Genomic DNA, 13463 nt, shown 5'->3' on the forward strand with positions numbered 1-13463 from the left:
TTTGATCTTTTTGATCTTTTTGGCTGAATCTATGTTTGCAATTCAGACACTGATAATCCAGAAACAGATTGCGATCTACAGAAACACCTGCTTTTTTACCTAAGAAGTTTCCGACCACGCCCCCAGTAATGCCTACGCTGATTGCGCCTACGAAGGTTCCCACCGTGCCGCCTACAATTACCCCTAAAGGACCTGCGACTGTACCAATGGCAGCGCCAATTGAAGCGCCAGAGGCTGCACCGCCTACTGTACCGGCAGTGGCACCAGCTGAGGTCATTAAAATACCACCAATTTTTTTCAGATTCTTTTCGTGATCGCGTAGCTCAATTTCCGTTGAACCACATTTAGGACATTGCATAGGAGTTTCCGTTAGCGATTAGTATTTATTCATTTTAAGCAAATGTGTGATATGGAATCTTCCTTAGACAAGCAATTATTCAGCACATCCTGCTTAACAGTATGTCGGTTCTGAATATTGAAGTCAGGAACATTTCGTACCAATTTGATTCTAGTAGAGTTTAATTCAGAGAAGTTTAGTTGAGTTGTAAATACATGCATTTTCCACTTTTTATAATTTTTTGCTGGATAAGACGATTAATATGTAGGGTTAAGGTATCAATGCACTTTTTTTATGGGTTTAGGCGGGCATTTTTTGTCTAAAGGGTGATGAATCTAAGGTAGATTATATTTATTCTTAGCTAACCGAAATTAAAAAATCCAATAAAAAAGAGTGCCGAAGCACCCTTTAAAATATTCATTTGTAAATTTAATCTCGAACAAATTCTACAGTACCATTTGCCAAAGATTTCACACGCGCTAATGATTCAACGCGGTAACCTTTTTCAAGTAACAGGTCACGGCCTGGCTGGAATGATTTTTCAATCACAATTCCGATCCCTACCACTTCAGCATTCGCCTGATGAATCAAGTCAGCAAGACCAAGTGCTGCCTGGCCATTTGCCAGGAAGTCATCAATCACTAAAACTTTATCAGTTGAGCTGATGTGTTTGTTTGAAATGGCAATCGTGCTTTCAGTCTGTTTGGTAAATGAAAATACTTTAGAACGGTATAAATCATCTTTTAAAGTGAGAGACTGGTATTTACGTGCAAAAATCACTGGAACACCAAGCTCTAAGCCTGCCATGACTGCAGGTGCAATACCCGATGCTTCAATAGTAATAATTTTGGTAATACCAGCATCTTTAAACAGACGCGAAAATTCCTGACCAATTTGCTGCATCATGATTGGATCAATTTGGTGATTTAAGAAAGAGTCAACTTTCAAAACTTCTTCAGATAGAACGATACCTTCGGCTAAGATTTTCTGTTCTAGTGCGTGCACGGGAGAATCCTCAAGAGCAGGTGCTTTTTAAAGCAAAAGCGTATTGTAAAAAGCACCCAAAAAAAATCAAGCGAAATTCACCAAAAAAACCTTAGTTCGTTTTACCGTTATAGCCGGTCAGCAGTAAACCGTAAGAGGTTTTCTTATCGACATGCGATACTTTAACTGGTAAGTAGTCCAGTTTCGGTGCTAACCAGAAAGTAGTTTCACGGCCTGGTTTGTTGTGCTTAATCACTACTTTAATGGTACTAAATGAACCATATTTGGTGCTTACCGTTTCTGTACCTTGTTTGACGAATTTACGGCCTTCCACCTCTTTGGCATCAGCAATGTAGTAATTCGATTTTAATCCACCATTTTTCAGGTCTTCACGAATCTGCAATTCAGCATTTAGCTCATCCAGTACATCTGCTCTCCAGGCAAAAGAACGTTTTTCATCATCTTTCTTTGTACTGATTGTTTTGCTAGAAGGATTGAAGTTGATACTCATGGTATTGCTATGCACCAGAATCTTACTGGTACGGCTGAAACTGCTTGAACCAATCTTGCCATTATTAAATGTAAAACGGCTGGTTTCAGTCGCCGAAGCTACACCACCTGCTTTAGCTGCAAAAACATAGGTCCAGTTATTACCAGATTTGCTCAAAGTACGGGTAGCAGAACCCATATTTTTTCCATTGTAGCTAAACTGATAATTGGCTTGGAAAGGCACCATGGCGAAGGTCTGGGTAGATAAACCAGTAAGTACCATTGCGGTAGTCAAGCCTGCAGTCACACCTAAAGTTTTGAATACAGTTTTCGCCATAACAAATTGTCCTGTGTAATTTCAGATAAAATTGATCACTTTCCACTTTTTATTATTTGGTCAAAATGTGGAAAATGAAGGGAGATTTTCAATAAAAATGTATATTTCATGTAGTTGCTGGCGTATTTGTTTAGGTATTGAATTACACACAGTTTAAGTCGGTTCTTTCTGTTTGATCGGTGTAACTTTATTGTCATCCATGTCGTCTTCATCCCATTTCTCTTCTTTTTCCTGAGAAAGCTTTCTGAACAGGGCTGCAAGATTCACATTACCGATCACGACCAGTTCAGCTTCACGAAGTACTGCATGGTTCACATGAACCTTACCAAGTGTCTCAATCACCGAGCGGTTTTTACCTAACCAGCGATTCAGATCCAGATGCAATAAATCATCTTTTACTTTAATGACGCCGAGTTTTTCCAGAATCATGCCAAGAGGATCCTTATTCAGCACGCGCTGATAGAAAAACAGGGCAAATCGTACCCCTAGTTTATAAAAGACATTTGGGTATTTGGCTTCGATCAACTGGGTATCACTGATCTGTTCAAATACGATGAGCTGCGTATTCTTATTCAGCTCCATTTGCACCAGTTTTAAATCAACCGATAAGGTCACGTTCAGACCTTTATAGTCCAGCGTGGCATAGAGTCGTAACCAGTCATCATGCAGATCGGCATGCAGATCTTTCAGCATGGAAACATTGTCAGTGACAAAACGTTGAAATGTCGCATTCAGGAAAACTTGAGACAAAGGGAATTCGCGTTCATCCTCAATAAATCCTTCCGCCTTTTGATACGCCTGGCGAAGTTTATTAGAAATATTGGAAATTAGCGTTTGCATCTTTAAGCATCCTGGCAACTATATGTTTTAATTCGAAGTGTATCTTGTCGAATTGTATAAAAAATACAAGAGTTTCAGCTTGCAGTTTAGCAAAATAAATAGCACCATTTTTAGGGTTTTAGTTATGTAACGTTGAAGATTTGATAGGTTTGACATTTTTAAAAGAAAAATGCAAAGCTGTTTATTTTTAATTTTTAAAAATGCTGTTTGAGGGATGAACTCAAGTCTGGGTTCGTAGCGATGAGATCAACCATGATATTAATGCCTCTGGTCAAAGCCTGGTGGAAAGATCCAATTTTTAATAGCGCCGTATTTGCAGCTGTTATTTTGCACGTGATTTTTCTCACACTGGAATTTGGTATGCCACAAGATCAGGAGAGCATGACTAAAGAAATTGCAGTCAGTATTCGTCAAACTGATGAAAAAATTGAGCATGCAGATTTTCTGGCTCAAACTGACCAGCAAGGTTCAGGTAAATTTCGTGAAGCACATCGTATGTCGAGCGATATGCCTGCACCGTTGATGGAGCAAAAGACCGGAGAAGAGCAGCAAGAAAGTCCGGACATGTTGCAACAGCAGCGCGAATTAAGCTTTGAAGAAAAAGTACTGATGACGACTTTAAGCTGGCAAAAACAGGCAGAAGAAAATCAGCGCAAAAAAATGCAGGAACAGTTACAAAGTCAGTTTCAGGCCAAAGCCGCTATGGTAGCCAGTCTTGAAGCCCAATATCTGCAACGACAACAAAACTTCAGTCGTCAGCAAAAAATTAAAACCGTAGATGGCATCCAGTCCAAACAGGATGTCTCTGCTGCTTATCTGGAAAAATTCCGTCAAAAAGTGGAGTTCTATGGTAACCGCTATTATCCAGACGCGGCCAAACAGCAGAATCTGGCAGGAGAGGTGCGTTTGATGGTGATCTTGAACCAGAACGGCGGAATTCGTGCAATTCGACTGATTGACAGTTCTGGACATAGCTTGCTAGATGAAGCTGCAAAATCTTCAGTACGCAAGGCAGCACCATTCGGAGCATTTGATGCCAAGATGTCGGATATTTCCGAGTTACGAATCATTCGAACCTGGCGCTTTGATCCGGCTGAAGCGGAGTTTGAGGTGCATTAATCCGGGCGCTTCGCCTGTATATAACTACCTTGCTGAGTTCCTTCATCCCAAACCACATTTAAGTGGTTTTCATCTATGGCTAGATATTTGGGAAATATCATCAAGTCCTGGTACTTTGGATCTGCTTTTAAGCCAATACACTCTTTATTTTGCCACCATGTTCCTTCAGCAAAATGATCCAGAGCACCATAGGTCAGATACCATTTAAAGGTACCATCTGCTTGCAGAAGCAACTCCGAACCTAATTCCATAACTCCATTCAAATAATAATGGCCTGCCCATGAGCTTTGGTTCTGTTGAAATTTGATTTTTGGGCACATGGGAATTGAGTGGGCATAAAGTAGTGAACACAGCCAGGGAGAGAAAATAAGTAATGCAGTCGAGAACAATCTTTTCATTACGTTCTCCTAAAATTTTTGAAGCACAGTTCTTCGTTAAAGTTCATTATGTGCTTATGGATTTCTAGAAGAAATCATGAATGCGTAAGCAGATATTTTTTAAACTCTGTATCTAAGAACAGATCAAGAAAAAAATAAATAAGGATCGATGAGTATTTAATTTAAATGTGCATCATAGCGCCGTAAAACTTCACAGACTTCCACGCTGAAATATGTATACCAGCTATTTTTCCCTAGCTCTTGAGCGGCCTGATGTTCAGCATCTGCATGCCGGGCGCGAATATCATGAAGACTGTTCCAGTAAGAAAGAGCAATTTCCTGAGTACCTTTGGTTAAGGCTTCAAAATGCTGGCAATGAAATTGTGAAAGGGCTCTTTCTCTCATTCGCTGGGCTGTTTCAAAAAATAACACTGATCTAATTCTTTAATTCGCGCTTTGAAAATCACGACATATTGCATAGTGGTTTTTATTTTATTTCTTTAATTGAGCTTATTATGAAGTAAATAAAATAAAAAAAGCGAGCCTTAGCCCGCTTTTTAATCGTTGACTTTTAATCTCTTTCCAGATAGGGATTCGCAATACCCAGTTTGTCCAGAATCTCGATCTCAATGCCTTCCATTTCTTCAGCATCTTCCTCTGAAGTTTCATGGTCATAACCCATCAGATGCAAAGTGCCATGTACCAGCATATGGGTGAAATGGATCAGTGGAGCTTTGTCCTGTTCAGCGGCTTCACGCAGCACTACTGGAATACAAATCACCAGATCACCGATCGGGAAAGCATCCAGAACCTGTGCCATTTCATCTGGAAGTTCACTTGGAAAAGATAGGACATTCGTCGGTTTATCCTTGCCGCGATATTCCAGATTGAGTTTATGACTTTCATCATTATCGACACAGGCAATGCCAATTTCACAATCACTTTGGGTGCCGATATGGCGCAAAGTGGTTTCTACAACTTTTTTAATATAGGCACGTTTCAGCACCAATTCTGGTGACTGAAAGTCCTGTTGCAGGGAGAGACTAAGTTTCAACGTGAATCCTTAAAAATTAAATAACAATGCAGCGTTAATGCTGTGCATCAGCCGCAGCATCATTCTCAGCTATCAAGGCTTCCTGACGGGCTTTACGCTCAGCACGAGCCTCGGCGCCTAAACGCTGCTGTTCACTGTCCCAGCCTTCATAGGCTTCAACAATTTTCTGAACCAGCTGGTGACGCACGACATCACGAGAATGGAAACGGGTAATATGAATCTCAGGGATTTTATCAATCACACGTAAGGCATGTGCCAGACCAGACTGCTGACCACGTGGTAAATCCACCTGAGTCACATCACCGGTAATCACTGCACGTGAACCAAAACCTAAACGGGTCAGGAACATCTTCATCTGTTCAGGTGTGGTGTTCTGGGCTTCATCCAGAATCACAAAAGAATGATTCAGGGTGCGACCACGCATATAGGCGAGCGGTGCAACTTCAATAATCTGACGTTCGATCAGCTTGGCCACTTTTTCAAAGCCGAGCATTTCATACAGGGCATCATAAAGGGGACGCAAATACGGGTCGATCTTCTGGGTTAAATCCCCCGGCAGGAATCCAAGTTTTTCACCCGCTTCAACTGCAGGACGAACCAGTAAGATACGCTGGATTTCATTACGCTCCAGCATATCTACAGCAGCCGCAACAGCGAGATAAGTTTTACCGGTACCCGCAGGGCCAATACCAAAGGAAATATCACTTTGCAGAATACGCTGTACATAACGTTTCTGGTTGGCACCGCGCGGATTGATTCGGCCTTTGCGAGTCTGCAGCCAGACATTGTCCAGACCGGTATATTCCTGTTCTTCCAGGTTCTCCTGGAGTTCACGATCGGTCTGGCTACCTTGAATCATCATATGCAAAGTATCTGCACTGATCTGCTGGCTGTGTTCAGATTCTTCATGAAGACGTTGCAAGAGCATTTCGGCTCTCTCAACGGCATCGATTCCACCATCGATAAAGAAACTTTCACCTCGGTGGGAAATTTTGACGTCTAAACGTTGTTCAATTTGTTTCAAATGACCGTTATAGGCACCTAAGACGGCTTGTAAACGGTCCATCGAAATTCCAGGAAAAGCTACTGTACGTCGAATCGTTGCAGTCAAGAGTGTTCCTTTTAAAAGTGTACGTTATATGCTCTACATTACGCCACGTCAGGCTCAAGATTCAAGAGCTCACCGTAAACTAAATTTAAAGTTTTAATTTCGGTAATTTCGATCTCTGCAAAACGCCCTACCCACGATGCATCGCCAATAAAGGTGACATAACGGGTGTTGTCTGCTGTACCGACCAGAACGTTCGGATCTTTATCAGAAACTTTCTCAACCAGTACACGTTGAACTGTACCGAGCATGGCATCTGTTTTACGAATACTGGACTGTTTAATCCAGTCCTGAACTTTGGCTAAGCGTTCTTTTTTCACCTGTTCAGGTGTCGTATCTTCCAGCTCTGCGGCAGGGGTGCCCGGACGTTTGGAATAAACAAAACTATAAGAATGGTCGAAATCCAGATTTTGAATAAATTGATAGGTTTCTTCGAAGTTCTCATCGGTTTCGCCTGGGAAGCCGATAATAAAGTCTGAAGATAAATGCATGTCTGGGCGAACTTTACGTAGTTTCTCGATTTTCTCGATATACACATCAATGGTGTGGTTACGTTTCATCGCCTGTAAGACATCATTGGAACCGCTTTGTACTGGTAAATGCAGATGTGACACCATTTGTGGCAGGTCACGATAGCACTGGATCAGATCATCGTTGAATTCCAGTGGATGCGAAGTGGTATAACGAATACGACCAATACCCGGAATTTCTGCAACCAAGCGTAACAGATCGGCAAAAGTACAGATTTTACCGTCGAAGGTTTCACCGCGATAACCATTTACGTTTTGACCGAGGAGCGAAATCTCACGCACGCCTTTTTCTGCCAAGCCAGCAATTTCTGCCAGAACGTCATCCAGTGGACGAGACACTTCTTCGCCACGTGTATATGGAACTACACAGAAAGAACAGTATTTTGAACAGCCTTCCATGATCGAAACAAAGGCTTTATAACCTTCAACACGTGGTTCAGGCAGGAAGTCAAATTTTTCGATGTCCGGGAACGAAATATCTACCAGCTTGATTTTTTCTTTTTTCGGTTTTTCGACCTGCTCAAAATGCTGGTCCAGCATTTGCGGTAAACGGTGCAGGGTTTGCGGACCAAAAATCATGTCTACATAATTGGCACGTTTCTGGATATTGTCACCTTCCTGAGAAGCCACACATCCGCCGACACCAATAATCAGATCCGGATTTTTTTCTTTCAGCTTGCGCCAGCGGCCCAATTCTGAGAATACTTTTTCTTGTGCCTTTTCACGGATCGAGCAGGTATTCATCAGCAGAATATCGGCTTCTTTAGGATCAGTGGTCAGCACATAGCCATGGGAGTCGCCCAGCAGATCTGCCATACGGTGACTGTCATACTCATTCATCTGACACCCTTGCGTTTCGATATACAGTTTTTTAACTGAATCATCGATGGCTGGGGTGTGCGCTGGCTGGGTAACAGTGTTTTCTGAGGCAGCTGGGGCACTATTCGGAATGAAGGTTTGAACCGTCATGTAGGCTCCTACAAGGTAATACGTCGAAAGAGTGAACGAATAATCCGCTTGCATAGACAAACGGGTAAATAAAAATTCAATTCACGTTCTGAAATCTTTAAAGGCGCATATTTTAGCAGGAAAGTCGCTTAAACTTATAGCCTAAAATGCGGCTGGGAAAATATTGATTTATGGACAAAAAGTGTCTGAAAATTAATATTGTCTAATCATAAGGTTACATAAGTGAACAATACAATGGGTTATAATTTTCCGGCTAATTCTTATGATAGGCAACAGGGGCTGGGCGAAAACTCGATGATAGAAGGCAAATTGATGTTTAAACACACTAAAAATATGAAGAAATATTATAAATTACTAAGCTTGAGTGTGGCGTGTCTCTGTTCAATGAGTGCGCAGGCAGCAGAAGAACAATTTAATGATGCCTTACGCGCGGCAAATGCTGGAAATGTCGGACAATTACAACAATATCAGTCTGTCATGCAAAATGATGCTTTAGGCTATTATCCTGAATACTGGATTCTGAACCAGAACCTTGGCTCCCAACCTGCCAGTCAAATTATCAGTTTCGCCCAACGCTATCCTCAATCGGCTATGGCAGAAAAACTTGCAGCCGATTATGTCGAAGAAAAAGTCAAAATGGCTGACTTTGCCACTGTACAACCTGTACTGCAATATGTTACCAATGCCGATCCGGCTGAAGCCTGTGCAGTTGCACAAGTCCGTGCTAAAAGTGGCGATCAGTTGGTTTATGCTGAATTTAAGGATGTCTGGCTGACCACAAACTCTCAACCTGAGTCTTGTACGGGCTTAGGACGAATGATGCTATCCAGTCCTCTAATGACCAATGAAGACCGCCAGCAGCGTTTGTGGGTGCAATTACGTGCTGGTCAGTCTGGACAGGCAATTGCCACTGCACAAGGTTTAGGGCTTAACCTGTCTCTAGCTCAGCTCAATACAATTCAGGCCAATCCAACCAATTACTTATGGTCAGCCCCTAAAAGTACTGCCACTGATCATGCCTATCTGATTTATGCGTTGGGGCGTCTGGCAGACAGTGATCTCGATTCAGCAATGTCCATTGTAAAACGTACTGCTGAAGGTACGCCGGTACAAGTACAAAAAACACTATTCAGAACTGTTGGTTATATTGGCGGCACTACGGTAATGAAAAATAATTTTAACCGTGAAGTGCTGAACTATCTGGATGCCAGCTATGGTTTGCCATTTAGTCCAGAAGAAGCCGAAATTTATGCCCGTCAGGCGATTCGTTTTAGTGCCTGGGAAAGTCTGATTCGTGCCATTGATGCAATGAGTGTGAACCAGAAACAGGAAGACCGCTGGCAATACTGGCTGGCACGTGCCAGTGAACAGCGCACAGATCGCGCTTCAAAACAGGCAGCAGAAAGTATCTATAAAAAACTGGCGGTCGGTGAGGATTATCATAACCTGCTGGCGCGAGATAGATTAGGCCAATTAACGGCTTCTACACCGAATTCAGCACAGCCATCCAGTCAGGCCATGCAACGCCTGAACCAGGATATCCATTTCCGCCGTGCCTTTGCCTTACGTAATATTAATGCACCAGAGAATTATATTAACCGTGAATGGAACTGGGCAGTGCGTCAGGCTTATTTAAGAAAAGATGACGATTTACTGTTGGCAGCAGCCAAACGCGCGATGGATATGGGGTGGTATGACCGTGCCATTTATGCAGCGGATCGTACTGCGGACAAGCATAATTACAATTATCGTTATCCGATGCCACATCAGAATTATGTGGTGAGCCATAGCCGTAATGCCGGCATTGATGCTGCCTGGGCTTATGGTTTGATGCGTCAGGAAAGCCGGTTTAATACCAGCGCACGCTCTCATGTAGGCGCTGGTGGTTTGATGCAGATCATGCCGGACACCGCCAAACTGGTCGCTCGTCAAATGGGTGAGACCTATAACCCGGCAGCCTTGACTGATATGAACACCAATATCCGTTACGGAACTTACTATTTATCAACAATTCAGCGTCAATTGAGCAATAGTCCAGTACTGGCAACAGCAGGTTATAATGCCGGCCCGAACCGTGCCCGCCGTTGGCAACCCGAATTCCAAAGTATTGCTGCGGATCAATATACCGAAACCATTCCTTTACTGGAAACACGAGATTATGTGAAACATGTCATGACGAACGCGACATATTACGGTATTTTATTGGGCCAGGGCGCACAATCGGTCGGTAAGCGTATGCAAGACATTCCATTACGTAATACACCATAGCATTCAAAAAATCTAAGGGAAGGATAGTTTGTTGATCAAGGGAATAAGGGGTGCTCAAATTTCTGCTGGATGGGCTGCACTTTTATTTTTAGTAGCAAGTCCAGCTGCCTTTGCATTGCCAACGGGTTATGTCATGGACATCCAGATGGTACCGGCACTTTGCAGTCTGGATCCGGCCTACAGTAAAAAAAGAAAATGTCTTGAAGGTTATTCCCTAAATATTTCTGGTCTCTATCCTCAAACCACATCGACACATTGCACTACTACCAGTTCTGCAAAGTTACCGCCTTTGCAGGCTAAAGTGGTGGCGCGTATCATGCCGGATGAAAATACCCGCGCATTGCTCTGGCATAATATTGGCGGCTGTATTCCGATGAATGCTACACAGTATTTTCGTACGGTGATCAATCATGCTGATCGTCTGAAAGTTCCTGAAGAACTCACCGAGCAGGAAAGTCATACCATTTCCATTGATATGCTGCGTTCAAAATTTCTGAAAATCAATCCGCAACTGCCTTCAACAGCATTGCGCTTTAACTGTCATCAGACCCGAGCATCCAGCCTGCTGACCTCGATTCAGGTCTGCTATAACGCCAATGGGGGCTATAAAGGTTGTCCTGCAAACATTATTAATACATGTCCAAAAACTGTCACAATAAAAGGGACATACTAAGCCTTTTAGTCAAATTAATTTATATTTCCTATCATACTTTTGTTGAAATCCATTCTCTTTTACATGCATCTCGAAGAGGATTGGAGTACAATCTTTGCCGTTTATGATTATTAAGATTAGATAGAACAGCTATTTAATCATTATGACGATCCTCTCAATTGGAGATAATTACATGAAGCAACCTGTTCGCGTTGCCGTTACTGGCGCTGCTGGTCAAATTGGTTACAGCCTATTATTCCGTATCGCAAGCGGTGAAATGCTTGGTAAAGACCAACCAGTTATTCTTCAATTATTAGAAATTCCTGTTGAGAAAGCTCAGCAAGCGCTTAAAGGCGTAATGATGGAACTAGACGACTGTGCTTTCCCATTATTGGCGGGCATGATCGGTACTGATGATCCTAAAGTAGCTTTCAAAGATGCAGACTATGCTCTATTAGTTGGTTCACGTCCACGTGGTCCTGGTATGGAACGTGCTGACCTGCTTAAAGTAAACGGCGAAATCTTCATTGGTCAAGGCCAAGCACTGAACGAAGTTGCTAGCCGTGACGTTAAAGTTCTTGTTGTAGGTAACCCTGCGAACACTAACGCTTACATCGCTATGAAATCTGCTCCAGATCTTCCAGCGAAAAACTTCACAGCAATGTTACGTCTTGACCACAACCGTGCGTTAACTCAACTTGCTCAAAAAGCGGGTGTTGCAGTTTCTGACATCGAAAACATGACTGTTTGGGGTAACCACTCTCCAACTATGTATGCTGACTACCGTTTTGCTAACGTAAACGGCGAAAGCTTGAAAGACAAAATCAACGATGCAGCTTGGAACAAAGACGTATTCCTTCCAACTGTTGGTAAACGTGGTGCTGCGATCATCGAAGCACGCGGTCTGTCTTCTGCTGCTTCTGCTGCGAACGCTGCAATCGACCATATGCGCGATTGGGCTCTTGGCACAAACGGCAAATGGGTAACTATGGGTATTCCTTCTGACGGTTCTTATGGTATCCCTGAAGGCGTAATGTTCGGTTTCCCTGTAACTACTGAAAACGGTGAATACAAAATTGTTCAAGGTCTTGAAATCGACGAATTCAGCCGTGAACGTATCAACGTTACACTGAACGAGCTTGAAGAAGAGCGCGCTGCAGTTGCTGACATGATCAAATAGTTTAATCTTTTAAGATTAAGTTAAAAAAGCACTCCATTTGGGGTGCTTTTTTATTGCTATTTCTACAAAATTTAAAGAACAAAAAATAACATCTTGTGAAAGAGGGACAACTGAACTTTGCGAGTAGCTCATCTAGTTTAATAAGAAGAATCATCAACAAAAGAGGAGGTACTGAGATGTTAGAGCAGCGACCTACCATGGAACTTTTTTTTGAGCAACTCGGCTTGGATTCAAGCCAGGAAGCAATCGATGAATTTATTAAAACCCATCAGATTGGGATGGATGTCCCCTTACATAAAGCTCCTTTCTGGACAAAAAACCAACATGATTTTCTGATTGGCCACTGGAAAGAAGATGATGACTGGGCAATTTTCGTAGATGTACTCAATGAGCAATTGCATATTGAGGCAGAGGGAAGTGGTTCTTGTGATCTACCTTCTTCTAAGCGTCAATAATATTTTCAAATCAATGAACTGATTATTTTTATGATGGAGTGAGCGAATGGTATTAGAACAGCAAGTGACTTTAGAATTATTATTTGAGCAATTAGGCTTGCCTGCTGATGAAGCATCAATTGATGAATTTACCAAAAATCATCAGCTACCATCAGACGTGATTTTGCCGGATGCAGATTTCTGGAATGAGGGGCAAAGCGCTTTTCTTCGAGAACACTGGCATCAAGATGATGAATGGATCGTAATCATTGATAAACTGAACCAGCTTTTACATGTCGAAAGTGATAAAAAAGGCCCTGAAAGCAATTAAAGTTTCTTTATACAAAAAGACACAACAAAACCTAGTCCTTTGACTAGGTTTTTTTTATATTATCTTATAAGTTAGTCCTATAAATAACTACAATATATCTGATATATATAAGGAGGGCATATGCTCGGGAAGAACCAACCATCCTTAGAAATGTTATTTTCTCAACTCGGCCTAGCTAACAGCCCGGCGGCCATCGAGCTTTATGTGCGTACTCATCAGCTACCTGCCCATATGTCATTGCATGAAGCACCTTTCTGGAATAAGGCGCAGCGTTCGTTGCTAATTAGTCATCTGGTACAAGATGATGACTGGGCAATCTGGATTGATGAACTGAATCAGCAATTGCATCTGGATGCAGATCGACGCCGTCTGGCTTGAGTAAATTAAATTAATTCATAAAAAATGCCTCATCAATGTGAGGCATTTTTTATAGGATAGGACTTACGCACTATTA

General features: G+C 42.3%; 15 protein-coding genes and 1 pseudogene. 7 read left to right on the top strand and 9 right to left on the bottom strand.

Annotated elements, in window-relative coordinates; genetic code table 11:
- The 4 genes from B3143_RS02990 to B3143_RS03005 all read right to left on the bottom strand — a co-directional run.
- On the bottom strand, window positions 1–358 hold a 358-nt coding region (locus B3143_RS02990; RefSeq protein WP_286739470.1), incomplete at its 3' end, for a hypothetical protein.
- A gap of 408 nt (window positions 359–766) precedes the next feature.
- Complete coding sequence (locus B3143_RS02995) at window positions 767–1342, bottom strand: xanthine phosphoribosyltransferase (protein ID WP_286739471.1); 576 nt, start codon at window positions 1340–1342, stop codon at window positions 767–769.
- Between the two features lie 91 nt (window positions 1343–1433).
- A complete protein-coding gene (locus tag B3143_RS03000) occupies window positions 1434–2093 on the bottom strand; it encodes a DUF3108 domain-containing protein (protein WP_376745118.1) in 660 nt (219 codons plus the stop codon).
- 207 nt (window positions 2094–2300) lie between these two features.
- Window positions 2301–2987: a hypothetical protein gene (locus tag B3143_RS03005; protein ID WP_208461907.1), complete on the bottom strand. Its 687-nt coding sequence runs from the start codon at window positions 2985–2987 to the stop codon at window positions 2301–2303.
- 261 nt (window positions 2988–3248) lie between these two features.
- Between B3143_RS03005 and B3143_RS03010 the strand changes: the two genes are divergently transcribed.
- Entirely contained in the window at window positions 3249–4106 is an 858-nt protein-coding gene (locus B3143_RS03010; protein WP_286739482.1) for an energy transducer TonB, read from the top strand.
- Here B3143_RS03010 and B3143_RS03015 read toward each other — a convergent pair.
- From B3143_RS03015 to miaB, 5 genes and pseudogenes are all read right to left on the bottom strand, one after another.
- Window positions 4103–4504, bottom strand: coding sequence for a hypothetical protein (locus B3143_RS03015; RefSeq protein ID WP_286739474.1), 402 nt, complete (start codon window positions 4502–4504; stop codon window positions 4103–4105). The two genes, B3143_RS03010 and B3143_RS03015, sit on opposite strands and share 4 nt — an antisense overlap.
- Before the next feature lie 156 nt (window positions 4505–4660).
- Window positions 4661–4962, bottom strand: a pseudogene (locus B3143_RS03020) (antibiotic biosynthesis monooxygenase family protein).
- Window positions 4963–5054: 92 nt separating this feature from the next.
- Window positions 5055–5537, bottom strand: a complete 483-nt coding sequence (gene ybeY / locus B3143_RS03025; protein WP_034171613.1) for an rRNA maturation RNase YbeY — start codon at window positions 5535–5537, stop codon at window positions 5055–5057.
- Between the two features lie 34 nt (window positions 5538–5571).
- Window positions 5572–6648, bottom strand: a complete 1077-nt coding sequence (locus B3143_RS03030; RefSeq protein WP_286739476.1) for a PhoH family protein — start codon at window positions 6646–6648, stop codon at window positions 5572–5574.
- A gap of 38 nt (window positions 6649–6686) precedes the next feature.
- The gene (gene miaB, locus B3143_RS03035; protein ID WP_286739477.1) at window positions 6687–8144 is read right to left on the bottom strand and encodes a tRNA (N6-isopentenyl adenosine(37)-C2)-methylthiotransferase MiaB; all 1458 of its coding nucleotides are present in this window, start codon (window positions 8142–8144) and stop codon (window positions 6687–6689) included.
- 333 nt (window positions 8145–8477) lie between these two features.
- Between miaB and B3143_RS03040 the strand changes: the two genes are divergently transcribed.
- The 6 genes from B3143_RS03040 to B3143_RS03065 all read left to right on the top strand — a co-directional run bounded on the left by B3143_RS03040 (window position 8478) and on the right by B3143_RS03065 (window position 13387).
- Window positions 8478–10412, top strand: a complete 1935-nt coding sequence (locus B3143_RS03040) for a lytic transglycosylase domain-containing protein (RefSeq protein ID WP_376746073.1) — start codon at window positions 8478–8480, stop codon at window positions 10410–10412.
- A 34-nt stretch (window positions 10413–10446) separates the two neighbouring features.
- On the top strand, window positions 10447–11085 hold the full coding sequence (locus B3143_RS03045) for a ribonuclease T2 family protein (protein ID WP_286739484.1): 639 nt from the start codon (window positions 10447–10449) through the stop codon (window positions 11083–11085).
- Between the two features lie 172 nt (window positions 11086–11257).
- Window positions 11258–12244, top strand: coding sequence for a malate dehydrogenase (locus B3143_RS03050; RefSeq protein ID WP_004786815.1), 987 nt, complete (start codon window positions 11258–11260; stop codon window positions 12242–12244).
- Between the two features lie 176 nt (window positions 12245–12420).
- Window positions 12421–12699: a DUF2789 family protein gene (locus B3143_RS03055; RefSeq protein ID WP_286739479.1), complete on the top strand. Its 279-nt coding sequence runs from the start codon at window positions 12421–12423 to the stop codon at window positions 12697–12699.
- Window positions 12700–12745: 46 nt separating this feature from the next.
- Window positions 12746–13009, top strand: a complete 264-nt coding sequence (locus B3143_RS03060; RefSeq protein ID WP_286739480.1) for a DUF2789 family protein — start codon at window positions 12746–12748, stop codon at window positions 13007–13009.
- A gap of 120 nt (window positions 13010–13129) precedes the next feature.
- Complete coding sequence (locus B3143_RS03065) at window positions 13130–13387, top strand: DUF2789 family protein (protein WP_004786809.1); 258 nt, start codon at window positions 13130–13132, stop codon at window positions 13385–13387.
- Window positions 13388–13463: the final 76 nt, after the last annotated feature.

The sequence above is a fragment of the Acinetobacter sp. UBA1496 genome (genome assembly GCF_002324975.1).
Lineage (GTDB): Bacteria > Pseudomonadota > Gammaproteobacteria > Pseudomonadales > Moraxellaceae > Acinetobacter > Acinetobacter variabilis.

Excerpts from the sequence above, each read along its gene's own strand:
- B3143_RS03000 (WP_376745118.1), bottom strand. The coding sequence starts at position 2,093 with ATGGTACTTACTGGTTTATCTACCCAGACCTTCGCCATGGTGCCTTTC.
- B3143_RS03005 (WP_208461907.1), bottom strand. The coding sequence starts at position 2,987 with ATGCAAACGCTAATTTCCAATATTTCTAATAAACTTCGCCAGGCGTAT.
- B3143_RS03010 (WP_286739482.1), top strand. The coding sequence starts at position 3,249 with ATGCCTCTGGTCAAAGCCTGGTGGAAAGATCCAATTTTTAATAGCGCC.
- B3143_RS03015 (WP_286739474.1), bottom strand. The coding sequence starts at position 4,504 with ATGAAAAGATTGTTCTCGACTGCATTACTTATTTTCTCTCCCTGGCTG.
- miaB (WP_286739477.1), bottom strand. The coding sequence starts at position 8,144 with ATGACGGTTCAAACCTTCATTCCGAATAGTGCCCCAGCTGCCTCAGAA.
- B3143_RS03040 (WP_376746073.1), top strand. The coding sequence starts at position 8,478 with ATGAAGAAATATTATAAATTACTAAGCTTGAGTGTGGCGTGTCTCTGT.
- B3143_RS03050 (WP_004786815.1), top strand. The coding sequence starts at position 11,258 with ATGAAGCAACCTGTTCGCGTTGCCGTTACTGGCGCTGCTGGTCAAATT.
- B3143_RS03055 (WP_286739479.1), top strand. The coding sequence starts at position 12,421 with ATGTTAGAGCAGCGACCTACCATGGAACTTTTTTTTGAGCAACTCGGC.
- B3143_RS03060 (WP_286739480.1), top strand. The coding sequence starts at position 12,746 with ATGGTATTAGAACAGCAAGTGACTTTAGAATTATTATTTGAGCAATTA.
- B3143_RS03065 (WP_004786809.1), top strand. The coding sequence starts at position 13,130 with ATGCTCGGGAAGAACCAACCATCCTTAGAAATGTTATTTTCTCAACTC.